Here is a 25202-nt window from a genome sequence, read left to right as displayed (position 1 = left end):
AATCTATGAATATGGATTTTTTGATTTTAAAGTCTTTTGTGGTTTTACCTATTTTTATTAGAATTTTTATTTTTTTAAGATTTTCACCTTTTTTTTCGACTATTAAAATGGGTTATTTAAATTTTTTCTTTTCATTGATTTTGTCCATTATTGTTGTAGATAAGGTAAATGTTGTCTATCCTTTGAATAATTTGACTGCATTTGTATTAATATTGCTAGGAGAGGCTATTTTAGGACTTATTCAAGCTTTTTTTGTAAGTATTATTTTTAATGTGTTTCATTTACTTGGTTTTTTTTTCTCAAATCAGATGGGACTTGCTTATGCAAATATTTTTGATGTTTTTGCAGAAGAGGATAATTTGGTGATATCTCAAATATTTACTTATCTTTTTTTGATTGTGTTTTTATTAAATGATTTTTTATTTCGTTTTTTAGTTATTGGGGTTTATGATTCTGTCTTAAATGTTAGAGTTGAGAATATGGTTAATATAAAGAATTATGAATTTATAAAGTTAGTATTTTATTCTTTTGCTATTCTTTTTGAAAAATCTTTAATAATGTCTCTTTCAATATTAGGAGTTCTTTTACTTTTATACCTAATTTTAGGTATAATTTCCAAAACATCTCCTCAAATTAATTTATTAATGATTAGTTTTGCGATTTCTTTGGGATTGGGATTAATTGTTTTATATATTACTTTTCCAAGTTTTGTAATATCTGTTAAAAGAGTAATTGAACTTAGCTTAGAATCTATGCGTAATGCATTAAATTTATTTTCTGAGACTTTAAGATGAATACTAGAGATGAATTTTTAAATAAAAGTTGGTATATACCCCTTAATTTTTTTGCCTCAGAGGATGAGGGCAGAACTGAAGTTCCTACTGAGCAAAGAAAACAAAAAGCAAGAAGAGAAGGTCAAGTGTTAAAATCAATAGAAATTAATTCATCCATTTCTCTTTTTATATTGTTTGCTGTATTTTTTTTTATGTTATCTTATTTTGCTCAAGAATTAATGGATATTTTTAAATGGCAGGCTAGTAAGTTACCAGAAGTAATGTCAATTAGTATTTATTCATTGAGTTTTGCATATATTAGACCTCTATTTAGATATGTGAGTATATTTTTTATAGTGTCTTTTATAGTTGGATTTTTAGTTAATATTATGCAAGTTGGCTTTGTTATGACTCTTAAGCCTATAATGCCTAAATGGGATAGAATAAATCCAAATTTTTCAAAATGGATGAAAAATTCTTTTGGTTCAGTTGATGCTTTTTTTAATTTGTTTAAAAGTTTATTGAAAATTGCTATAATATCTTTTATATATTATATTATGCTGAAAAGCAATATAGGTAAAATTTCAAAAATGCCTGAGTATAGCCTTGAAGGCGGTATTTCTGTAATATTAAGTCTTGCTTATAGAATATGTTTTTTTTCAGTGATGGTATTGATGGGTCTTAGTGTACTAGATTATCTTTTTCAAAGAGCTCGTTATATTGAGAATTTGAAAATGACAAAAGAAGAAATCAAGCAAGAGCGAAAGGAAATGGAAGGAGATCCTCTGCTCCGTTCTAGAATGCGGGAGCGAATGAGAGAAATTTCAAATGTTAATTTGAGGGTAGCAGTTCCTCAAGCAGATGTGGTAATTACAAATCCAGAGCATTTTGCTGTTGCTATTAAATGGGATAGCAATACTATGTTAGCACCAAAAGTGCTTGCAAAAGGACAAGATGAAATTGTATTTGTAATTAAACAAATTGCAAGAGAAAATAATGTTTCTATAGTGGAAAATAAGCCACTTGCAAGGGATCTTTATGCTAATGTTGATATTAATGAAGAGATTCCAAGAGAATATTGGGAAATTGTTTCTAAAATTCTTGTGAAGGTATATTCTATTGCTAAAAAATTTAATTAGAGGTTTAAGTTATTGGACTTAGAGAAAAATTCTTTATTAGGGTATTTTGGGCTTAATAATAAAGCTGATTTAATAGTTTCAGTTGGATTAATACTTATTGTTGCTGGCTTTATTTTACCTCTTCCTGCATTTATTTTAGATGCTTTGATTGCGATTAATTTAATGATGAGTCTTTTAATTATTCTTATTGTTCTTTATTCTAAGCGTCCACTCGATTTTTCGGTTTTTCCAACACTTTTACTTGTTATGACTATTTTTGGTCTTGTTTTAAATATTTCTTCTACTAGATTAATTTTGATCAAAGGAATCAATTTTGATGGTCAAATGATAAGAACCTTTGGAACATTTGTTGTTGGAAGTTCTGGAACTCAAGGTCTTGTTGTAGGATTTATAATATTTCTTATTATTATTGCTGTTCAGTTTATTGTTATAACAAAAGGTGCTACTAGAGTTGCTGAAGTTGCTGCTCGTTTTGCTCTTGATGCTCTTCCTGGTAAACAAATGGCTATTGATTCTGCTTATAGTTCTGGGAATTTGACAGAAGAAGAGGCTACAAGACAAAAAAATGATTTGCAATCTGAAGTGAATTTTTATGGTGCTATGGATGGTGCTTCTAAATTTGTTTCTGGGAATGTGAAAGTTGGATTTTTAATAACTCTTATAAATATTCTTGGAGGGCTTATAGTAGGAGTAACCCTTCAAGGTCTTAATTTTAATGATGCAATTAATAATTATGTGTCTTTAACTGTTGGAGATGGGCTTGTTTCTCAACTTCCAGCTTTATTGATTTCAACAGCAACAGGTCTTATTGTTACTAGGTCGATATCAAAAAATAGTTTTGGAGGGGAAATTTTTGAACAATTTACTTCCTATGCAGGAATTTATTGGATTGTATCTGGATTTTTGCTATTTTTGGCATTTCTTCCAGGATTTCCTACATTAATACTGATTCTTTTGAGTTTATTGATAGGATTTTTTGCTTATTCACTCTCTAATTTATCTAGGGATAGAGAACTTTATGAAAAACAGAAAGCTGAAGAGCAAATATTAAGTTATGCGGATAAGGAAATTACACCAGTAGTACCTTTAGATCCATTGGCTTTAGAAATTGGATATAATCTTGTTCCAATAGTTGATGATTCTAAAACATCAGAACTTCTTGATCGTATTGTAAAAATACGTCGTGAGATTGCTCTTGAATTTGGAATAGTTGTTCCTAAAATTAGAATAGTGGATAATATGCGGCTTGAGCCAAATGAATATTCATTTAAACTTAGAGGAGTGGAGATTGGGCATGGAGAGATTAAGTTAGGTAAGTTTTTGGTTATAAATGTAGGTTTGGATTCTGGTCTTGAAGGAGATCTTACAAAAGATCCGTCATTTGGTCTTCCATCTATTTGGGTGAATGATGATGTGAGAGAAATTGCTGAGAAATTGGGCTATACTGTAGTTGATCCACCTTCAATTATTGCGACGCATATGACTGAACTTATTAAGAGACATTCTTATGAGATTTTAACACGTCAAGATGTTCAAAATATTCTTGATGTTTTTAAAAAAGATTATGGAGCTATTGTTGAAGAAGTTTTAAAAGATTTTTCGGTTGGAGAGATTCAAAGAGTGTTACAAGGTCTTTTGCGAGAACAAGTTTCAATACGTAATTTAGTTACAATTTTTGAAACAATAGCTGATTTTACAAATGTTACTAAAGATACATTTTTTTTAATTGAGAAATGTAGGCAAGCAATTGGAAGGCAAATAGTTAATGTATATCTGGACTCTAATTTAGAGCTTAATGTAATAACAATTAATCCAGAATTTGAACAAAAGATAATTGATTCAAGATTTGAGGCCAATAACGATCTTGTAAGTTCCCTTGATCCAAATTTAAAATCTAAATTTCTTTATGAACTCTTTGTACTTGTAAATGAAGTTCAATCGCAAGGATATTATCCCATTATATTATCTAGTGAATCGGCACGTCCTGTAATAAGGGTTTTAACAAGTAGAGAGCTTTCAGATGTTGTTGTTATATCTGTTTTAGAGGTTCCTAAAAATGTTAAAGTTAATGTACTTAAAACAGTAGAGGTTGAAGAGTAATATTATGGTTCAGTATTTTACAGAAAGAGGTCCTACTTATAATGAAGTTATAGAAACTGTTAAGAGAAAGTATGGAAAAAATGCTAGAGTTATGACTTATAAGACAATATCTCATGGAGGAATATTTGGATTATTTAGTAGGGATTGGATTGAGGTTTCAGGTTATGTTAGGTATGACATTGGACAACAGCAAATAAATGTTGAGGAAGAAAAACGTAAGATTCTTCAAAGTATTAAAAAAGAAGAGACTTCTTCAATTGAAGATGTAATTAAGGAAGTTAAATCTCTTAAAAATGAACTTGCACATAAAAAGGAAGAAATTAATCATCCAACTATTTTAAAAATAGAAGATATTTTACGTAGTAATGATTTTTCTGAAAGTTATATTAGAGATATTAATAATTTTATTAAAAAGGAATTTAGTTTATCTGATCTTGATGATTATGATAAAGTCAAAGATAGTGTAATAATATATATTGCTAAAACTATTAAATGTTCAGGTTCTCTTATTGATAATCTTAAGAAGAGGATTTTTATTTTAGTTGGGCCAACGGGTGTTGGGAAGACTACTACCATTGCAAAACTTGCAGCGATTTATGGTATTAATAGTGATGATAAGAATTTAAATATTAAGATTATTACTATTGATAATTATCGAATAGGTGCTAAAAAACAAATTCAGACGTATGGTGATATTATGGGAATTCCTGTTAAAGCAATTGAATCTTTTAAAGATTTAAAGGAAGAGATTACACAGTCAAAAGATTTTGATCTTGTTCTTATTGATACAATTGGTAAGAGTCCTAAGGACTTTATGAAACTTGCTGAGATGAAAGAACTTCTTAATGCTTGTGGTCGTGATGCTGAATTTCATTTGGCTGTAAGTTCTACGACAAAAACATCAGATATAAAAGAAATATTTCATCAGTTTTCTCCTTTTAGTTATAAAACTGTGATTTTTACAAAGCTTGATGAGACAACATGTGTTGGTAATTTGATAAGTTTGATTCATGAAATGAGAAAGGAAGTTTCTTATGTTACTGATGGGCAAATTGTTCCTCATAATATTAGTATTGCAGAACCGCTTACCTTCATTAAAAAAATAAATGGATATAGAATAAGTGATGATGTTGAATTTATTCGAAAGCTAAAAAGTAAATCTTATTATTAAGGATAATATATGATGGAAGATCAGGCTCAAAGTTTACGTGATATTATGAGATTAAATAATAAGTCTAGCTTTGTTGTTGATGATAAAATACAAAATAATAAAACAAGATTTATTTCTGTTACTAGTGGTAAAGGTGGTGTTGGGAAAAGTAATATTGCTGTGGGGCTTGCTCTTAAATATGCACATCTTGGTAAAAAAGTTTTAGTTTTTGATGCAGATATTGGTATGGCTAATATTAACATTTTACTTGGAGTGATTCCAAAGTACAATATTTATCATATGATTGTACAAGGTCGCTGTATCCAAGACGTAATTACTAAGACAGAATATAATATTGATCTCTTAGCTGGTGCTTCTGGAACAACAGAACTTTTGGATTTGTCAGAAACCGAGATGAACCAGTTTATAAAAGAATTATTAAAAGTTTATGAATATGATATAGTGATAATAGATACTAGTGCTGGAATTTCAAGACAGGTTATTTCGTTTTTGTTCTCTAGTGATGATGTGGTTATTGTAACAACTCCAGAACCTACCTCCATAACTGATGCTTATGGTATTATTAAGGTTTTGTCTCATAAGATGGAAAATTTAAAAAATTTAAGACTGGTTGTAAATAGAGTTGCTAATGTTAGTGAAGGAAAAATAGTGGCTAAGAAAGTTGTTGATATATCGAATCAGTTTTTGAATTTAAATGTTGATTATTTAGGTTATGTTTATGAGGATCAAAATATTAAAAATTCTGTTTTTAAGCAGAGACCTTTTATTTTATTGAATCCTAATAGTAAAGCTAGTTATTGTCTTGATTCTATTGTTGCTGCTCTTGAAGAGATTACTCTTGATAATAAAAAAAGGAGAGGTGTGATAGGTTTTATATCTAAATTTTTTGGCATGGAATAGGTAATTATGTTATTTGGGAAAAAAAGCAAGTATGTTTTATTATTTAGTTCATTTGCATTTATTCTTGCGATGATTCTTGGTATTTTTGCTAGGGTGTCTTTTTTGACAGTATTATTTAGAGCATTTCTTCAATTTTTAATTTTTTTTGCTATAGGACTTTTAATTGAATTTATATATAACAAATATTTGTATGAACTCTTTAAAGATAATGATTTGAGTAGTAATAAGGATGTTATTAATAAAAATGATAATTCTCAACCTGAACCTAATGATATAGATTCTTCCTTGATAAAGGATTTTTCAAGTAAGAATGATAAAGTTGATAATAGTAATTATGATTTTTCTGAAGACTTGAACAAGTATGCGGATGTTAGAGATAGGCAAAATAATGTTAATTTTGAGAGTAAATTATCAGAACAGATTTCATATGTTAAGAACAGTGATCCCAAAGTTGTTGCTGATACTATTAAGACTTTGATTAATAAAAAGGAATAATTATGACTGATATTGGTGATTTTGCTGATTTAAGAGAAAAAATAAGACGATATTTAGAGAGAGAAAATAAGGTTCGTTTAATAGAAATAGAAGCGGATACTCTTGAAGAGGCTTTAAATGATGCTTCTTTGGAACTTTCAGTGCCATATAAAGATTTGGATTATGAGATTTTAGTACGTGGAAATAATGGGATATTTGGGTATGGTGAGAAGAAATGGAGAATAGTTGCTTATAAAAATTCTTATTCAAAATTTGGGGTTCTTGATGTTTTAAGTTCACAAAGCGAATCTGATGAGAGTATTTCTTTGGATGGAAAGTTTTTTATAAGAAGAAGTGCCAAGGGAGTATTTTTAAAAGTTACACCTGCTCAAGGAGGAGGAAGTGTTGTTACTTTTAAGGATGTAATGGATAAATTTGCATCTTATAGTAATATTAAAAATTTGGATAAGAATTTTGTTAGAACAGTAGTTGAAAATGCTAGTGGTGAATATGAACGTGTCTCTGATTTTGATGCTGAACTTGCAGAGAGTGTAACTATGATGGTTCATATATCAGAAGACTCAATGTCAGTAACTATTGAATTTACTACTCCTGGACCTAATGGTGCTGAAGTTTTAGAAAAAGATATTTTTAATATTCTTAAAAAATATGGAGTCGTAGATAAAGCATTGCTTCGAAATAAAATAAAAGAATTTGTGGACTATCCATTTTATGGTGAATCAATTGAAATGGCAAAAGGAGTTAATTCTGTTAAGGGAAGGGATGCTTATGTTAATTTTGTTGTGAAGAGTAAGTATTCAGCTGAATATGGTGCTATGGGTAATGAATTTAGGAATGTTAATAAGGGAGATGAGCTTGCAGAAATTGTTCCTTTGTCAAGGGGTATTGATGGATATACTGTTTTTGGAAAGGTATTAAAAGCGGAGAGTGGTCGGGAATTGAATTTGGTTTTGGGAGAGAATACTTTAAGGGAAGGAAATAAAATTCTTGCAGGATGTGATGGATATATATTTATTGAGAATGGTATTATTGCTGTACATAATGTTTATGTTGTTGATGGTGATGTTGGTCCTGCTACTGGTAATATAGTGAATAACGGTATGGTATTAATTAAGGGAAGTATTTTGGATGGATATAATGTTATGGCTAAGAGTGGAATAGAGGTTAATGGACTTGTTGGTAGATGTAATTTGAGTACAGATGGCTCTATTGTTCTTCGTAGTGGAGCTAATGGTAAGGGTGGTTCGGGAATTTATGCTAAGAAATCTATTAAATCTAAATTTTTAGAAAATGTTGATGTACGATGTGAGGGTAATATTGAAGTTGTAAGAGGAATTGTTAATTCTGTTGTTTCTTGTACAAAAAAGGTACTCTGTATTGGGAAAAAATCTAAAATAGTTGGTTCTGATATTCATGCAAGAGAGGAAGTTAGAGCGTATTCTATTGGGTCTGAGGGTAATGCTGAGACTGCTGTTTGTGTTGGGTGTGATCCTGAAATAAAATCTTTATTATCTAGATTTAATGAGTATCTTGTCAAAATAGAGAAACGTCTTGAGGTTTTAACAAAAGATATTTCTGCTTTGAAGAAAAATATTCAGATTACTGTTGATAAAGCCGAAAAGTCTTTAAAAATTGATAGTTGTAATGAACTTATTAATGAGAGAGATATTTTAATTTTAGAAATAAAAATGGTAAAAGATAAGCAAGAAAGTTTACAAAGGGCACTTGAAAGTAGTAAGACTGATGGTAAAATTTTTGTTGAATATATAGCTTATTCTGGGGTTAAGTTGTATATTAAAGATGCTTATTATGAGCTTTCAAGGGATTATCATAATATTACTTTTGTAGAGGATGACGGTATTATTAAAATGGTAGCTTATGTTCCTTTTGAGTCTAAATAGTTTATAAATTATAGGAGGGGCTTTTGGATATTAATATTTCATCTGAAGTTACAAAGATAATTACACAGGGTGCTTTTAAAGCGAGTGAAGTTTCAAATGAAACTTTGAGAAAAAAAAAGGTAAGAGAAACTCAACATTTGAGTTTAAATGAGAGAGAAGATTATCATTATGATTCGGAAATAAATGTCATATTTCCTATTGATGAGCTTAAAGATGATAACTTTAATTCTGTTACAATATCAAAAGTTAAGCATGATGATAAAAATTCTTCTGATTTATATGATATTAATTTACATGATCCAAAGCTTGGAAAGAATATTGATATTGAAAGATAGTTTGGTATAGGACATTCTGTATGTTTGTTGTTTTTTGTTTCATTTTGATTATATTTACTTTTATATATTTTCATGTATATATTAGTTTAAAAATAAAATCTAATAGCATACTTAAAAAATTTAAGAGTGAAGTAGATAAAACTATTATTGAGATTAATCAAGCTACTGATAGAAATATCAGTATTATTGAAATTAAAATTGAAAGTTTAAATAGAATTATTAAAGAAGTTGATGAGAGAATAGAAATACTTGATCAAAGATTATTGGGATTTAATTCCCATTCAATTTCAATGGTAAATAATAATTTTGGGATTAAAAGTGATAGTGGTTCTTATAAGGGTAATTTAGATTATTCAATACCCACTATTGAGAAAAATATAATAAAAGAGGGATATAATATTCGAAGACAAGTGATTTCACTCTATGAACAGGGAATGTCTTTAGAAGTTATTGCTAAAAAATTAAAATTAGATTTAGGTGAAATTGAATTAATTATTTCAATTCATAGGGGTATTTGATGGAAAAGTGGATAGGAATAGATCTTGGAACTACAAATACTGTAGTGTCTTATTTTGATGTTAATTCTAGAGTGATATTGAATGATAGAGGTGAGAGGATGACACCATCTATTGTTTCTTTTACAGATTTTGGTGTGATTGTTGGTAGTGCTGCTAAACATCAAATATTAGTAAATCCAGCTAAAACTTTTTATAATTTTAAAGTCAATATGGGGACTGATGTTGTTTATCAAGTTGGTGATAATATATATAAGGCCGAAGACATTGCTTCTCATTTATTATTGAATATTAAGATTAATGCTGAAAAATTTTTAGGTACTCAAGTAAGCAATGCTGTTATAACAGTTCCTGCGTATTTTTCTGAAATTCAAAGAAGGGGTGTTGTTAGGGCTGCAGATATTGCAGGATTAAAATGTAGGGCAATACTTAATGAACCAACAGCAGCTGCTTTATCTTATGCTTTTGAAAAACAAGTAGAAGGATTATTTCTTGTATATGATCTTGGTGGTGGAACTTTTGATGTTACTCTTTTAGAAAAACAAAATGATACTTATACTGTTCTTGCAAGTAAAGGTGAAAATAGACTTGGTGGGAATGATTTTAATGAGGTTGTAGAAAAACATGTTTTAGCTAGTTTTAAAGAAGAATATCCTGATATAAATTTGGATGATATTGTACTTATTGAACAATTAAGAGAGAAAATTGAAGATGCTAAAAAAAATTTATCTACTATGGATGAAGTTAATATTGTATTGCCTTTTACTGATGGTAATCATTTAAATTATAAACTTACAAGAGATGAATTTAATTTAATGATTTGGGATTTTATAGATAGAACTATTAGTCTTACAAATGAATGTATTACAGATTCAGGTGTTGATCTTAAACATATTTTAAAGATAGTACTCTCAGGAGGTTCAACTAGAATTCCTTTGGTTAAAGATAGATTGAATGAAGTTTTTCCTGAAATTGAAATTTTAGATTCATTAAATCAAGATGAGGTTGTTGCAACTGGTGCTGGTATTCATGCTTTTAGTCTTGCAAATAATGATACTCTTATTGATTTTAAAGATGTAACGCCTTATTCTCTTGGAATTGAAACTTGTGATGATGGGTTTTTTACATTGATTAAAAGAAATACTTTATTACCAGTTTGTGAAAGACAAATATTTACAACAACTAATGATTATCAAGAGGAGATTGAAATTCATGTGTTGCAAGGTGAATATAATAAGGCATCTTTGAATTGTTCAATAAGTAGATTTTTCTTTAGTAATATACAAAATGCTCTAAAAGGTGTGCCAAAGATAGAAATACTTTTCAGGTTGGATGAGAGTGGTATTTTAAGTATTGCTGCAAGAGATTTAGATATTAATGTTTCTAAGTCAATAAAAATAAGAATGACAAGTGCTTCTTTTGATAATAATGAAAAGGAATGTTTGCTGATTTCATCAGGCAATATTAGAGCTAAAGAGATATTAGAAGATAAAATTGAATTATTGTAAATATTTTTCATTTAGGAATTAATTTAATTATTTTATAATTGATATATTATCTTACCAATAATGTCGTTAATGTTTATAAATCCATATTCTCTAGAATCAAGAGAAACTTTTTTATTATCTCCTACTACTAAATAATAATCCTTTGGAATGTATATGCTTTTTAATTTTTGTAGATGTTCTTTATTTATATTGAAGTTTAGGTTATGTATAGATATTATATTTGGCTGTAATTTAATGAATTTTTCTCCTGGGATTGCAAAAATTTTTTTAACAGATATTTTTTTTGTTATAGGGTCTTTGATAAGTACTGTTTCATTTTTTTTAGGTTTGCTCCATAGTACAACATAGGTTTCTTTATTTTTTATTCTAATACCATAAGCTAGCTTATGATTTATTATCCAATTTTGATCTAAAATTGTTGGCAACATTGACGAACCTTTAACTAAATGAAAAGATAGTGACATTTTGATCATTGTTATTAATAATATAAAAGCCAATGTAACGGGGATTAATACTTGTTTGTGGATTTGTAACATTTCTTAAATTTCCATTTGATTTTTTATTGAATTGCAATTTCTAGTGTATAGTATATAATAAGGCATGATATGATTATACCAAAAAAAGATCAGAATGTATTTAAAAGGAAGAAAAATTTTTTGTTTAATAGGGCAGTTAAAGGTGATTTTGAATTGAGAGATTTTGGTAATATTCGTAATTTTAATAAAAAAAAACGGAAAAACTGTTTTTGTTTTTTTAATGTTTTTACTAAATTTTTTTATGTATTTAAATTGTTGTTTATAACTTTGTTTGGGCAGATTATGGATATTAATAATTATAAGTGTAGATATTCTTCTAAGAAGGTTACATTTAAAATGGTTAATACTTATGATGTAAATTTGTCTTATAGTGTTATTTATAATTTTATTTTTAAAATTAATGTTTTAGTTTTTGTCTTAATATTAATCTTTTATTTAAATATTTTTGCGTATTATGGTTCATATGTTTTTTTAAACAAATTAAGCTTTCCCAAAGATTATTTTATTGATACTTTTTTGTATTATAGTGATCAAGATTTAAGTCAGATTAATAATTATTTCTTTGGTTTAGATGCAAGCAATTATAATGCTACTACTATAAGGAAGCCTTTTGTTTTAAAGGTTGTTGAACATAAAATTAAGCCAGGAGAGACACTTTCTCATATTGCATCTCGGTATAATATTACTAGTGAAACTTTAATTTCTTATAATGATATTAAAGATGTAAGAAATATTAAGCCCAATGTTATTATTAATGTTCCTAATATGAAGGGAATTCTTTATACTGTTGGTAAAAATGATTCCCTCTCATCAATCGCAAAGAAATATAAGATACCTAAAGTGGATATTCTTGATGCTAATAATCTTGATAATGAGGTTTTGTCTTTAGGTCAGAAGTTGTTTGTTCCTGGTGGAAAGATGTCTAAAGATTTACTTAGAAATGCTTTAGGTGAGACCTTTTTGTTTCCAACACGGGGGATTATTACATCAGGTTATGGTTATCGTCCTGATCCTTTTACTAAAACTATTAGTTTTCATAATGGAATTGATATTGCAAATGTTGCTAATACACCTGTTGTTGCTACAAAGGAAGGTATTGTTGTAACAGCGGGATTTAGTGTTGGAGGATATGGAAAATATATTGTTATTGCGCATAATAATGGTTTTCAAACTCTTTATGCGCATTTAGGTTCATTTGCAGTTAAAGTTGGGGATAGAGTATCTAGAGGACAAATGATAGGACGTATGGGAAGCACTGGATACAGTACGGGAAATCATTTACATTTTACTATTTTTAAAGATGGTAAAACGAGTAATCCTATGAAATATCTCAGATAAGCTATATGTATTTTGATATGTCCAATGTTCTCAGTATTTGTGTAAGTTTTTTTCCTTCTATTAGGTCAATTAATCTGCCTTCAATAATTTGTTTAGCCTTTTCAGAAAATGTTGCTGGTGCAATACATAGTCCTTTAATTTTATTTTCTTTGGTTTTTGAAATCAGATCTTTTAAGAATAGTTCTCCAAAATTTTTTTGATCCGTTCTTACGAATCTTACTAGTATATTTTCTTCCCATTGGTTGTTTGAAAGTTGAAAGTTGATATCTATAAATTGCGATGTTATTTCATTTATCTTTTTGTCTCTCACTTGAAATTTGTTTTTATATAACTTAAGGATGATTGCACTAGCTAGATTATCAAATTTTTCTTTTGGACTCTTAAGGTATATTCTTAGTGCTAAGTTTTCATTTAATTTTTTACTAAATTCTAGTTTTTCAGCAATTTTTTGATAGTTTGGGTCAATTCTTTCAACCTGGGTAAATGCTTCGGTTGCTTTTTTGTAATTTTCATGTTCTATGTAAAGTTCTCCTAGTTTGTAAAAAAGTTTAAGGGATATTTTTGTGGGTAAATCAGGTTTAATTTTTATCATTTCTTTAATATTATCTTCTAATTCTACCAAGTTATGATTTTTTGCATTAATCTCAGATTCAATTAAAAGAGCTTCATATATCATTCCATCTTTGCTTTTGATTTTGTTTGCAATATCAAGTGCAAGTTGATCTTGGTTTAATTGGGATAGAGATTGAGCATATGCAAGTAGAGCATTTACATCATTTTGTATATATTTTTTTATATTGTTAAATATTCCTACAGCTTTAGTATAGTTTCCTGTATAAAAAAGAGTCATTCCTATGTATTTTAAAACGTCATTGTTGCTTTTATCAAATTGATATATCTTTGTAAGATAGTGAAGTGCTTCTTTATAATGTGCATTTTTAAGAAATGCTATTCCAAGATAATAATTTACATCTACGTCGTCTTTTTTTAGGCTGTATGCTTTTTTAAGAAGTCCTAATGCTTCTAAATTAAAATTTCTCTCAAGATTATAAAATCCATAACTTAAGAATACTTTAAAGGAATCAATATTCTTATTTGTAGGATTTTCTTCGATAAGTTGACATAATTTTCTGACGTATTTAAGTCCATTTTCAAAATCTTTATTAGTATAATAATAGTCATTTAAAGTTTGTAAAGCCCCTACTTCATTTGGGTTTGTTTTTAGTATATTTATAGCTTTTGAGATCAATTTTTTCGTTTTGTGAAATGTTTTGTGATGTTTACCTTTTGTTCTTGTTTTTGTATTTAATACTGCAATTCTGAATAGTATAAATACCAAAACAGATATTGCGGCAGAGGACAGTATTATGAATAATGGCAACACTTTAACTTCTCCTAAAATCATATATTAGCAATATTACATAAGCAGTAATTATAGCTTTAAATATAACATGGTTTCTTTTAAATAAAAGCATATACATAAGTTGAATATGATATTAATTATATTATATTATTGTTATAGTTAATTATATATAAATTTGTTTTTTATAAAAGAACAAAGAGGTTGGAATTGTTGAAAGGTTTTTTGGGCATAAGGCTTTCTAGTAATGAATATTTTTCAGTTTTAAGCTTGGATGATACTTCTGTAAAGAAGATGGTATTGGGTAAACTTGCAGATGAGACCAATATAAAATTAGATTTTTATGTTAGTAAATATGAAAATTTTTCTAATCCCATTATTATTGGGTCTTTTTTCTTAGATAATCTTGATAAAGATAGTTTGAATGTAAATATTTATTTCAAAATAGATTCTATGATGCTTTATGTTTATGGAGAGTGTGATGGAATTACTAATAAAACCAAGTTTGATTTGAGTTTGATGAGTCTTTCAGTTAATACAAATGAAGTTAATGGTGATTCTTTAAATAGTGATAAAATGGATGATTTGCCTATTGATTTTCAAGATACAAATCGCAAGGAGAGTTTTGACAGTATTGTTGAAGAAAAGCAAGATGATTCTTTGGATTTTGATTTAAGTAATGTTAATGATTTGTCTAATTCTAAGGATTTGCTTTTAAATAAAGAGAATGATTTGGATTTAGTAGTGGATTCTTTAAATTTAACTAATGATATGGATGAACATGCATTGTTAAGTGAAGGAAGTAAAGAGTTAGATTCTGAGTCTAATGTAGATTTAGAAAATTTGGATTTTGCCCCTACAAAAGATAAATTGGAAGATAATCCCATTGAAGAAACAGAAGTTGCACATGTACTTGATGATATTGATCAATATTCTGTAAATCAAGGTATTTCTACTTTGGATAAGGTTTCTATTGATGTTAATGAGAGAAATGATGTTTTTGATAATTCTGAGAATGATGTAAAATCAGTTAAAGATAAGGATGATAATTCTAGTAGTTTTAATGTGTATGTTATCCAAAATTCTTATTCTGATGATTTGAGTGTTGAAGATATTATTGCGGATGTTAGTAAAAATTTAGATGATGTTGAATTTGATGATGTTTCTTTGGATTTAGGTAAAGACAATTTTACTGTGGATGTTGAAGAACCTAAATTTGATCCTGATTTAAAAGAAGATCGTATTCAAACTTCTATGCTTTATTTAAGTCTTGTTTCTTTATTTCTTTTGATATTTTTTTCATTGTTTTTGATTTTTTCTAAAATATTAAATCCTAAAAATTTTACAATTTCTTATTGTTCTTTTTATAAAGAAGAAAAAATTACTAGATGTGAAAAAAGTAATGTTTAAGAAAATTATTTATTTGTTTTTATTGAATTTATTATCTTGTTCATTTGTGAAAGAATCTTTAAGTAGCAATATTTTAAAAAAAAGTATCAATAGTTTTGATTTAAATCATTTAAATTGGTTGTGGAATTTTGACTATGTAGGACAAAATTTTGATAAATATTTTGGTATAGATTCAGATTCTTATGTATATGTTGCTTATCTTTTCAAAAAAATAGGGTATGATGAAAAATTTAGAGAATATATGCACAAAGCAATAAATAGTAATAATAATATTGCATCTCAATTTGCTGGTGTAAAACTTCTTGAATATTATAATTCTAGAAGAGAATATTATGAGGCAGAACTTGTTGGGCGAAAACTTTATAACAAATATAATGATAATAAATTCATTATATTAGGATATTTTAAAAGTCTTTATTGGCAGAAAAAGAATAATGAAGCTCTTTTAGTTTTAAATAAGTTAGAAAAAATGGATTTCATGCAGGCACAAGAAAATGAAAATCTTTTATTTAAAGCAGTGCTTTATTTTAATATTTCTGATATTAATACGTCATTAATTTATTTCAAGAAATTGTTTGAGAATTTGCCGGCAGAATATTTGCATGTAAGGGCTCATGATTATCTTGTTCTTGAAGGGAAAGATAATCTTTTAAATTCAACTTTTTTAAGTCTTGTTAAATTTAAATCTTTGGTTGCTAATGGTGATTTTAAAGGTGCTGTTAATATATTAGATGATAGTTTTAAGAAGTATTATAATAATTTTGTTTTTTTAAATGATGTTTATAAGACTTTTGTAGGTTTAGGTTATATTAACAAGGCATTATCTTTTTTTAGTAATTTAGATAGTGTTTATAAAGATTATTATTTGGGGCTCATTAATTTAAAATTAAAGAAAGATATAGGTTTTGTGACAATACTTAAATATTTGGAAAATTCTTCTATTATAAATGAGCCTTATAGATTAGAAATGCTTAATGAAATTTTTAGAAATTTCATATTTATGAAAAATACAAGAAATTATTTTTCTAAAAACATAGCTAATTTTTATACAAGTAAAGATAAGGGTAATTTTGCTTTTATTAATGTATTAGATGAATATATTTTAGAAGCTGTACAACTTGGAGATTATGATAATTTATATTTACTATATTATAATGGTCAAAATGTTATTGACAGTGCTGTTTTAGCAAGGCTTGCTTTTCTTAATGCTAGACTTATATATCACAAATTTATTAAGTCTCAGTCAGTAGGTGAGTATAGAGAGCTTTTGCATTCTGCTATTAAATATGATCAAATATCTTATGCATCGTTTATGAGTAGGTATTTGCTTGATCAAAATATTAATGATTTGTTTGAAAATGCTTTGGATATAAATTATGATCAGTCCGATTATGAAAGGTTTTTGGAAGGGTTTTTAAAATTTAATTTGCATTCTTATGTTAGTGTGTTTGTTGCCAATGATTTTAAAAATGGTTATAGATTTTCTCCTAATTTTTACCGTAATCTTTACGATGAATTTGTGAAACATGAATATTATTATGAATCTATACTTGCTATTAATTATCTTGTAAGGCAAGATTTTTCGGCTTTAAATAAAGATGATTATAAGCGTCTCTATCCATGTTTGTACACGGCTTTAATTAAATCTTGGTCAGGGAAAAGGGAACTTGAGTCGAGTCTTGTATTTTCTTTAATAAAAGCTGAGAGTAGTTTTAAAAGAGATGCTGTATCTAAACCTGGTGCTATCGGACTTATGCAAATTATGCCTGCAACATCAGCTGATGTATCTAGAGAAATCAAATATTATAAATACTATCCTTATGATTTGAAACAGCCAAAGGATAATGTTATTATTGGGACTCATTATTTACGTAAAAGAATAGACATGTTGGAAGATGTGTATAAGGCTCTTGCATCTTATAATGGTGGTATTGGAAATGTTAGAAAATGGGAAAAAGATTATGGGCATTTGCCCAAAGAAATTTTTATCGAAGCTATTCCTTTTGGACAAACTAGGAATTATATTAAAAAAATATTAGTTTATTCTGTATTATATGATGCTTTATATGAAAGAAAGGGAATGGATTTTATTATAGAGTATATTATGGGTAAATTTTCCAAACGTTTTTAGGTTGTGAAGTTAAATGGATAATATTTTAAGGGTTATTATTTTAGGTTTTGTTCAAGGCATTTCTGAGTTTTTGCCTATATCTAGTTCAGGCCATTTGTTACTTTTAAAAAAGTTTATGAACATTGATCTTCCAATTGTATTTGATATTTATTTGCATTTTGCAACAGTTTTAGTTGTAATAATTTATTATCGAAGACGAATATTAGAGCTTGTAATGGTTTTTATTAAATTTATTTTAAGAAAATCAAAAATGACAGAATTAGATTCTTCAAATTTGAACTTGATATTACTTATATTAATAATCACATTTTTTACAGCATTGATTGGAATTTTTATAGAAAAGTTTAAGGTGTTATTTACTTTTAAGTTAGTTTTATTTAATTTTATTGTGACAAGTATTTTATTATTTTTGATTGAATTTAGAATTAAAATTTTTAATTTTAAAAAAAATATTTTTTTTTCAGGATTATTAATTGGGATTATGCAGGGAATTGGGGCTATGCCGGGTATTTCTCGTTCAGGAATTACGATTTTTGCGTCAATTTTGCTTGGGTTTAGCAGGACAAAATCCCTTGAAATCTCTTTTTTATCTTTAATTCCTATTGTTTTTGGAAGTTTATTTTTAAAGTATAATGATCTATTTAAGTCTGATATAATTTTTAATATTTTTGAGATAAATTTGGGAGCAATTTTTGCTTTTATATTTGGACTATTTTCAATTAGTTTGTTTGTTAAGATGCTTAAGAATAGTAAACTGTATTATTTTTCAATTTATTTAGTTTCAGTTGTGAGTTTAGTTTATTTCCTTGTTTGATGTTAGTAGAATATGAAGAATTTTTATCGTTATTTTCAGTTTTTATTCTTTTTTATGTTGGCTGTTATACTATTTTCTCTTTTGGTGGCATTAACTCCTATAGGAAATATATTTATATTTTTTGTATTTAATCTTATAGGGCAGATGCTTCTTAATACTTTTTCATTTTTGTCGTTTTATTTAATACTCTATCCGCTTGTAAACTGGTATGTTTATTGCAATAATATGCTTAGCAAAAAATTTATATTTAATTGGAATTATACGGTTATTTTATTTTTTACTTTAACCTTTTGGTTAAGAATTAATTCTGATTTTGAGGGTTCTAATTTTGTTAATTGGTTCTTGAGTAATTTTGGCATTATAGTTGGGAATTTATTTGTTTGTCTTCTTTTTATTTTAGAACTTATTGTTTGGGTTTATTTAAATTATGTCTTTTTTAAAGATGCTAGTTTTATTTTAACTACCTTTCATTTTATAACATTTAAATTGAAAATTTTGTTTGAGAACATGTTTTCTTATTTGCCTTTTTTGAGTACTTTGAAGATTAAGAAAGATATTAAGGTTTATAAAGATTGTGAGAATAATGTAAGTTCAGATAGTATTTTGAATAAGGAAGATAATATTATTAATGATGAAGAGTATCAGGCTTTATGGTCTTTTAAGGAGTTTTTACGAAATTCTAATAAATCTTTAGATGTTGATTTGGATAAAACTATTTTTTCTAAATCTGAGGTAATGGATGATAAATTACCAAAAGATGAATCTTTGCAAGAAGTTCAATGTGATTTAAATACTGAGAATAATTGTCAATATAAAATTTTGAGAAGTGAATGTGAGGATAGTAGGTTAGTAGTTAGTGGAAAAATTAGGGCTAGTGATATAAGGCATAATGGAATAATAAATAATATTGTTAGAGATGAATATGAGAATGACACTTTATTTAAAGTTAAAAGTGATGAAAATTATTCAATAGATATTTCTGTTTTTGCTCAAAGGGAGCCTGAGAATGAAACTGAGGATGTTGAATATGAGAGAGAAATTCAAAAGCAAGCGATGCTTTTGCAAGAAACTTTTAGAGAATTTAATATTAATGCCAAACTTATTGATATTATTAGAGGTCCTGTTGTTACAATGTATGCTGTTCGTCCTGATAAAGGTATTAAGCTTTCCAAAATAACTTCTATATCTGATAATATTGCATTACGTCTTGCAGCAGTTAGAGTTAGAATTATTGCGCCAATCCCTGGTAAAGAAGCTGTTGGAATTGAAATACCTAATAAGAGACGAAAATTCATTTTGATATCAGAGATAATAAATAGTCAAGAATTTCAAAATGATTTTAAAGTGCCTTTTGCACTTGGTAAAGAAATTAGTGGAAATAATGTTGTTTTTGATCTTGTGACTGCTCCCCATCTTTTAATAGCAGGTGCTACTGGTGCTGGAAAATCAGTTTGTGTAAATTCACTTATTGCTTCAATTATTTTTTCAAAATCTCCAGATGATGTTAGGCTTGTGTTAATAGATCCTAAAGTAGTTGAGCTTAAACTTTTTAATAATATTCCTCATTTATTAACTCCAGTTATTACTAATGTAAATAGAGCTTTGGAGGCTTTGCGTTGGTGTCTTGATGAGATGGAGAGAAGGTATGTTCTTCTTGATAATTTTTTTGTTAGGGATATTAATTCTTATAATAAGAAAATAGTGGAAGAAGGATTAAATGAAGTGCCGTTGCCTTATTTGGTAATAATTATTGATGAATTTGCAGATTTAATTCTCTCTGCAAGAAAGGATTTAGAAAATTTGATTTCTAGGCTTGCAGCTATGGCTAGGGCTGTTGGAATGCATTTAGTTCTTGCTACTCAAAGACCATCTGTTGATGTTATTACTGGGGTAATAAAAGCCAATTTTCCCTCAAGAATTTCTTTTATGGTTGCTAGTTCTATGGATTCAAGAATAATTCTTGGAACATCAGGTGCTGAAAAACTTTTAGGAAAAGGTGATATGCTTTACGTTAGTCCTATAACACCTTTTCCACAACGCATTCAAGGTGGTTTTTTAACTGAAAAGGAAGTTTATAAGTTAGTTGAAGAGGTTAAAAAATTTGGTACACCAAATTATATTGATGATGAAATATTTATTGATAGTGTTGTTGAGTCTGATACTTTGGTGATAAATTCTTCAGATGAACCTATGTTTGAAGAAGCTCTTGAAATTGTTCGTTCTACTAAAAAAGCATCTGCGTCTTATCTTCAGAGGCGTTTAAAGATAGGATATAATAGAGCTGCACGAATTATTGAACTGATGGAAGAGATGGGATATATAGGTCCTGTGAATGGTTCAAAACCACGAGATGTTTTTATTTAAAGAGTTTCAATGTAAAAAAAGGACATTCACCATGAATATCCTGATTTTATTATTTACCAATTTTTTGTTTTAGTTTTCTTACTTTTTTTGCTTGTTTTCTTTTGAATGCTTTTTCTTTTTTAACACGAATAGTAGATGGCTTTTCATAATATTCTCTTCTTTTCCATTCTCTGATGATTGCTTCTTTTTCAATCATTCTTTTAAAACGTTTCAATGCTTTTTCCAATCCTTCATTTTTGTCCACATTGACAGTTACCAAAAAATCACCCCCTTTTTTTTACTCTATCTTTTTAGTGTTATTGATTATTTGATTTTTGTCAATAAGCATTTCTTCTAAGAAAAAATCTGGATTTACTGCAATTCCATTAATTCTAATTTCAAAGTGTAGATGAGGACCTGTTGATATTCCCGTATTTCCGACATTACCGATGTATTCTCCTGTATTTACTATTGTATTTTCTTTAACTCCAAATTTTGATAGGTGTAGATAAATTGTAAATACTCCTGGTAAATGTTGAATGATAATGGTTTTGCCAGTGATTTCTCTGTCTCTTGCAAATACTACTTTTCCTCTACCAGCTGCGAAAATAGGTGTTTTTTCTTTTTTAAATGGCGCGTAATCTTTTCCGTTATGTATTTTTTGGCTTGATATTTTTTGATTGTCTTGCATATAAATTCTTTGGTCTCCATAAGGACTAGTTATTTGATATTTATCTTTTATTGGATGGACAAATGTATCATAATGATAAATTGTTGTATCACCTATACTTCCAATGATATTCCATAATGTTAGAGCTTGTTTTTTTGCTTTAGGTGATTGTTGACTTTTGATAAGTTTAGATTTGCTTTTATTAAGTTTGACAGTTGTTTTTTTGAATGTGAATTTTTTGATTTCAATTTCCTTTATGTATTGTTTATTTTCAAACTCTATTTGAATTTTTCTTTTTCCTTCTTTGATCATTGGTGTGATTCCTATTAAAGCTATATAGTAGTCTTTATTACTTATATTACACTTAAAAGGCGATGCACTTAAAATGGGTTTTTGATTTGTTGATAAGAGAGATAATTTTTTAAAGTTTTTATTGCTTATAAAATAGATGTTTCCCCCTTGAAAGGTCTCTTTTTTATAGTATATTTTTGTAATGTCGTTATTTTTTGCATTAACTTTAAATAATCCTATTATAAATATAAATGCAAGTGTAAATATAAATAAAAGTTTTTTGATGTTGTGCACTAATTTTTTCTCTTGTTTATATCAATAATTTTTAAAATTTTATGATTTTGATTGTAAATATCTTCACTGATTGTGAATATTATGTCTATATTTTGACCATCTTTGATACCAAGTTCTTGAATAGTTTGAGTGCCATTAAAGTAAATTGCTTTATAATAATCTATATTATTAATGATTTTCATGCTTATGTGTTTTGAAGTTCCATTTTTATCAATTGTTCTGATGTCCTGAATGCATACATTTTCCATCATTAAAATAAATTCTCTAAAATCATGTCCATATGGTTCAAACAAATCTATTGTTTTGATAAGTTCTGTTTTACTTAAATCTTGAGGTATTATAGCATCAATTAGTATTGAATCTTCTTGTAATTCTTTATATTCTATCTTTTTAAGAGCATTTTCAAGTTCTCTTATAAATTCGTTTAGTACATTTTCATACAATGTAAATCCAGCAGCAGCTTTGTGTCCTCCAGAATTTATTATTAGATGTTTTGGGATCATTGAAATTAGTTCTTTGGAATTTACTTTATTATTTGATCTAATATATCCTTTAATTATATCTGATTGTTTAGTAAGAAAGACAGCGACTTTTTTATAATAGGATGAGAGTCTTGTTGCCATTCTAGAACTAATTCCTTTTGGAGTATTTTTGTCATAGCATACTATGAATTTATCATTCTTAAAAATGGTATTTTCATTATGAGTATTCCAAGATATATCTTCTTTATATTTTCTTAAAGTGTTTATATTTTTGATTTCCTTAAATTTATTTTCTATTTTATTAGTATCTTGACTTAATAAAAATCGTATTGTAATGTCTGCTTTTTCAAGTCTTCCTGTTGAATTTAATATTGGTGCAATTTTAAATGCAATATCTGTTGAAGTGATTATTGGTTTTGTTAATATATTGACTTCTTTTAATAGATAATTTATAGATATATTTTCTCTTAATGCTATTTCTTTAAGTCCTTCTTTTACAGCTATTCGATTTTCATCAATAATTGGCATATTATCAGCTATGGTTCCTATTGCAACAAATTTAAGCCTTTTAAGGCAATTTTGCAGTAAATTTTTGTTTGTTTCAAATATTATGTTATAGAACATATAGTACAGTTTTTCATAAATATTAATTTTTCTATATTTAAAATATTTAGTAATTTGCATAAGTTCTTTTAGTGTTTTGTTGGCATGTTTGGGATATTTTTTTATAAAATTTTCATTAATATCAATGATTTCTATATCTATTTTTTGTTTAAAAAATTCATTTAAAAGTTGAGCTTGTTCAATTTTATTAAATACAATTATGTGTTTATTTTGTGAAAATTCTTCTATTTGATTAATATTAATTTGTAAATCGTTATTATTGTCTAGAGTTATATGCTTTTTTAAAATGTAATTGTTAATTTCTATTGCATGAAGTTTGATATTGTTTTCGAATTTTTCTAAAAACATAAATATTAAGTCTTTGTTATAAAAATTGGTAGTAGAAAGATATAATGCAAGACATGCTTTGAAACTTACATAACATCCAGCTATTTCTTTAAATGGATAAAGATCACCTTTTAAATGGGGATCTATGATAATATTTTCTGTGTCGATTTCTTTGTTTGGAAGGTGATGATCTGTAATTATTACTTCTATATTTTTTGATCTTGCATAATTTATTTCTTCAATGTTAGAAATTCCACAATCAACAGTGATTATTAGTGTTATTTTGTCGTTAAATGCCTTATCAATAACTTCTTTTGTAAGCCCATAAAATTCTCCATTAGATGGTATTTTATAAGTTACATTAATACCAAAATCTTTAAGAGTTTCATACATTATTATTGTTGCTGTGATTCCATCAGCGTCTTTATCTCCAAAGATTAATACATTTTCTTTTTCTAAAATGGCTTCATTTATTCTATAAATAAATTTGTCTATATTTTTTAAAAAAAATGGGTTGTGCATTAAATTGACACTGCTTTCTAAGAAAAATAAGAAATCTTCTTCTTTAATTTCTCTGCTAAGTAGTAGTCTTGCTTCAAAAAGACTGATATTATATTTTTTTTTAATGTTAACTATATTTTCTTCTGCAATATCAATTTCTTTTTTTTTTCCAGATTTTCATTTCTTGTTCCAATTTGCTTTCTTTAGAGTAGTATTTGCTCAAATTCTCTATTTAGTTTGTTTTTAATCATAAATGTTAGAAGTTCTTTTGTTCTGTTAGTTAATTTTGCATTTAAAGTTGTGTTTATATTTGTTTGAATTGTGTTTTCTAAGTACTTAAAACTTTCTGTATTAATGTACTGATTTTTATTATTGGAACATTTGATGCAATTAAAACCATAAATGTGTGTGTCGTAATAATAATTTTCTTTTATTTGTTTATTACATTGAAAACATAAGTTTGATAAATATAAAAGTCCTTTAATTATTAAAAATCTTATTTTGTACTGCAAGTCAATTAATTGTGTTTTTCCTAAGCTTGAATTATTTAGCATTTCTGTAGCTTCGTTAAATAGTTTGAAGCATTCTCCTTCATCAAAACTTAAATTAATAAGCTTGATCCATAGTTTAATAATTGTTAGTTTTTCGTATGTTAAGTCTTGAACAATAAATTCTTCATCATTAACTTCTATTATTTTGCAAATTTGAACTTGATATTACTTATATTAATAATCACATTTTTTACAGCATTGATTGGAATTTTTAAAGAAAAGTTTAAGGTGTTATTTACTTTTAAGTTAGTTTTATTTAATTTTATTGTGACAAGTATTTTATTATTTTTGATTGAATTTAGAATTAAAATTTTTAATTTTAAAAAAATATTTTTTTTCAGGATTATTAATTGGGATTATGCAGGGAATTGGGGCTATGCCGGGTATTTCTCGTTCAGGAATTACGATTTTTGCGTCAATTTTGCTTGGGTTTAGCAGGACAAAATCCCTTGAAATCTCTTTTTTATCTTTAATTCCTATTGTTTTTGGAAGTTTATTTTTAAAGTATAATGATCTATTTAAGTCTGATATAATTTTTAATATTTTTGAGATAAATTTGGGAGCAATTTTTGCTTTTATATTTGGACTATTTTCAATTAGTTTGTTTGTTAAGATGCTTAAGAATAGTAAACTGTATTATTTTTCAATTTATTTAATTTCAGTTGTGAGTTTAGTTTATTTCCTTGTTTGATG

At 27.2% G+C, this 25202-nt stretch carries 20 protein-coding genes and 2 pseudogenes; 16 read left to right on the top strand and 6 right to left on the bottom strand.

Going from position 1 to position 25202, the window contains the following annotated elements; translation table 11 throughout:
• Nucleotides 1-5 precede the first annotated feature (5 nt).
• From fliR to BRE_RS01380, 10 genes are read left to right on the top strand one after another with little or no spacing between them, the layout of a single operon-like run.
• On the top strand, nt 6-794 hold the full coding sequence (gene fliR, locus BRE_RS01425) for a flagellar biosynthetic protein FliR (protein ID WP_012538789.1): 789 nt from the start codon (nt 6-8) through the stop codon (nt 792-794).
• Complete coding sequence (gene flhB, locus BRE_RS01420) at nt 791-1912, top strand: flagellar biosynthesis protein FlhB (protein WP_012538788.1); 1122 nt, start codon at nt 791-793, stop codon at nt 1910-1912. Before fliR ends, flhB begins: the two co-directional genes overlap by 4 nt.
• A 12-nt stretch (nt 1913-1924) precedes the next feature.
• Nucleotides 1925-4012 (top strand): flagellar biosynthesis protein FlhA, encoded by a 2088-nt coding sequence (flhA, locus tag BRE_RS01415; protein WP_012538037.1) that lies wholly within the window; start codon nt 1925-1927, stop codon nt 4010-4012.
• A gap of 4 nt (nt 4013-4016) precedes the next feature.
• Complete coding sequence (gene flhF, locus BRE_RS01410; protein ID WP_014696151.1) at nt 4017-5183, top strand: flagellar biosynthesis protein FlhF; 1167 nt, start codon at nt 4017-4019, stop codon at nt 5181-5183.
• Nucleotides 5184-5195: 12 nt separating this feature from the next.
• The gene (locus BRE_RS01405) at nt 5196-6083 is read left to right on the top strand and encodes a MinD/ParA family protein (RefSeq protein WP_014696150.1); all 888 of its coding nucleotides are present in this window, start codon (nt 5196-5198) and stop codon (nt 6081-6083) included.
• 6 nt (nt 6084-6089) lie between these two features.
• Nucleotides 6090-6578, top strand: coding sequence for a hypothetical protein (locus BRE_RS01400; protein WP_012538034.1), 489 nt, complete (start codon nt 6090-6092; stop codon nt 6576-6578).
• Nucleotides 6579-6580: 2 nt separating this feature from the next.
• The gene (locus BRE_RS01395; protein WP_012538787.1) at nt 6581-8479 is read left to right on the top strand and encodes a FapA family protein; all 1899 of its coding nucleotides are present in this window, start codon (nt 6581-6583) and stop codon (nt 8477-8479) included.
• A gap of 23 nt (nt 8480-8502) precedes the next feature.
• The gene (locus tag BRE_RS01390; protein ID WP_012538786.1) at nt 8503-8814 is read left to right on the top strand and encodes a hypothetical protein; all 312 of its coding nucleotides are present in this window, start codon (nt 8503-8505) and stop codon (nt 8812-8814) included.
• 20 nt (nt 8815-8834) lie between these two features.
• A complete protein-coding gene (locus BRE_RS01385) occupies nt 8835-9332 on the top strand; it encodes a hypothetical protein (protein WP_012538031.1) in 498 nt (165 codons plus the stop codon).
• Nucleotides 9332-10837 carry an Hsp70 family protein gene (locus BRE_RS01380; protein ID WP_041178105.1) on the top strand — a complete coding sequence of 502 codons (1506 nt, stop codon included), beginning with the start codon at nt 9332-9334 and terminating at the stop codon, nt 10835-10837. The genes BRE_RS01385 and BRE_RS01380 overlap by 1 nt, the downstream gene beginning before the upstream one ends.
• Before the next feature lie 32 nt (nt 10838-10869).
• On the opposite strand, the gene lepB is transcribed toward BRE_RS01380, so the two are convergent.
• Nucleotides 10870-11373, bottom strand: a complete 504-nt coding sequence (gene lepB, locus BRE_RS01375; RefSeq protein ID WP_012538784.1) for a signal peptidase I — start codon at nt 11371-11373, stop codon at nt 10870-10872.
• Between the two features lie 69 nt (nt 11374-11442).
• Between lepB and BRE_RS01370 the strand changes: the two genes are divergently transcribed.
• The gene (locus BRE_RS01370) at nt 11443-12711 is read left to right on the top strand and encodes a peptidoglycan DD-metalloendopeptidase family protein (protein WP_012538783.1); all 1269 of its coding nucleotides are present in this window, start codon (nt 11443-11445) and stop codon (nt 12709-12711) included.
• 1 nt (nt 12712) lies between these two features.
• Here the strand turns inward: BRE_RS01370 and BRE_RS01365 are convergent, their stop codons facing one another.
• Nucleotides 12713-14116, bottom strand: coding sequence for a tetratricopeptide repeat protein (locus BRE_RS01365; protein WP_012538782.1), 1404 nt, complete (start codon nt 14114-14116; stop codon nt 12713-12715).
• Between the two features lie 168 nt (nt 14117-14284).
• Here BRE_RS01365 and BRE_RS01360 point away from each other — a divergent pair, with 168 nt between their 5' ends.
• Genes BRE_RS01360 through BRE_RS01345 form a run of 4 tightly spaced genes read left to right on the top strand, consistent with a single transcriptional unit; the run spans nt 14285 to nt 20790 of the window.
• On the top strand, nt 14285-15481 hold the full coding sequence (locus BRE_RS01360) for a hypothetical protein (RefSeq protein ID WP_232212689.1): 1197 nt from the start codon (nt 14285-14287) through the stop codon (nt 15479-15481).
• On the top strand, nt 15474-17612 hold the full coding sequence (locus BRE_RS01355; protein ID WP_049752018.1) for a flagellar assembly lytic transglycosylase: 2139 nt from the start codon (nt 15474-15476) through the stop codon (nt 17610-17612). The genes BRE_RS01360 and BRE_RS01355 overlap by 8 nt, the downstream gene beginning before the upstream one ends.
• A gap of 13 nt (nt 17613-17625) precedes the next feature.
• On the top strand, nt 17626-18426 hold the full coding sequence (locus tag BRE_RS01350) for an undecaprenyl-diphosphate phosphatase (protein WP_012538779.1): 801 nt from the start codon (nt 17626-17628) through the stop codon (nt 18424-18426).
• A 12-nt stretch (nt 18427-18438) separates the two neighbouring features.
• Nucleotides 18439-20790, top strand: coding sequence for a DNA translocase FtsK (locus BRE_RS01345; RefSeq protein WP_012538778.1), 2352 nt, complete (start codon nt 18439-18441; stop codon nt 20788-20790).
• Nucleotides 20791-20839: 49 nt separating this feature from the next.
• Here the strand turns inward: BRE_RS01345 and rpsU are convergent, their stop codons facing one another.
• The 4 genes and pseudogenes from rpsU to BRE_RS01325 all read right to left on the bottom strand — a co-directional run bounded on the left by rpsU (nt 20840) and on the right by BRE_RS01325 (nt 24512).
• Nucleotides 20840-21049, bottom strand: coding sequence for a 30S ribosomal protein S21 (rpsU, locus tag BRE_RS01340; RefSeq protein WP_012422030.1), 210 nt, complete (start codon nt 21047-21049; stop codon nt 20840-20842).
• A gap of 18 nt (nt 21050-21067) precedes the next feature.
• A complete protein-coding gene (locus BRE_RS01335) occupies nt 21068-22024 on the bottom strand; it encodes a M23 family metallopeptidase (protein WP_012538777.1) in 957 nt (318 codons plus the stop codon).
• A pseudogene (gene recJ, locus BRE_RS01330) lies at nt 22024-24139 on the bottom strand (single-stranded-DNA-specific exonuclease RecJ). Before recJ ends, BRE_RS01335 begins: the two are co-directional and overlap by 1 nt.
• A gap of 22 nt (nt 24140-24161) precedes the next feature.
• Nucleotides 24162-24512 (bottom strand): hypothetical protein, encoded by a 351-nt coding sequence (locus BRE_RS01325; RefSeq protein WP_041178101.1) that lies wholly within the window; start codon nt 24510-24512, stop codon nt 24162-24164.
• A 144-nt stretch (nt 24513-24656) separates the two neighbouring features.
• Here BRE_RS01325 and BRE_RS01320 point away from each other — a divergent pair.
• Nucleotides 24657-25200 (top strand): annotated as a pseudogene (locus BRE_RS01320) (undecaprenyl-diphosphate phosphatase); the annotation flags it as partial.
• Nucleotides 25201-25202 lie beyond the last annotated feature (2 nt).

It is taken from the genome of Borrelia recurrentis A1, assembly GCF_000019705.1.
In the GTDB taxonomy this organism is placed as follows: Bacteria; Spirochaetota; Spirochaetia; order Borreliales; family Borreliaceae; genus Borrelia; species Borrelia duttonii.
The sequence above is the reverse complement of the archived record's forward strand: the minus strand, read 5'-3'. Positions and strand labels throughout refer to the sequence as shown.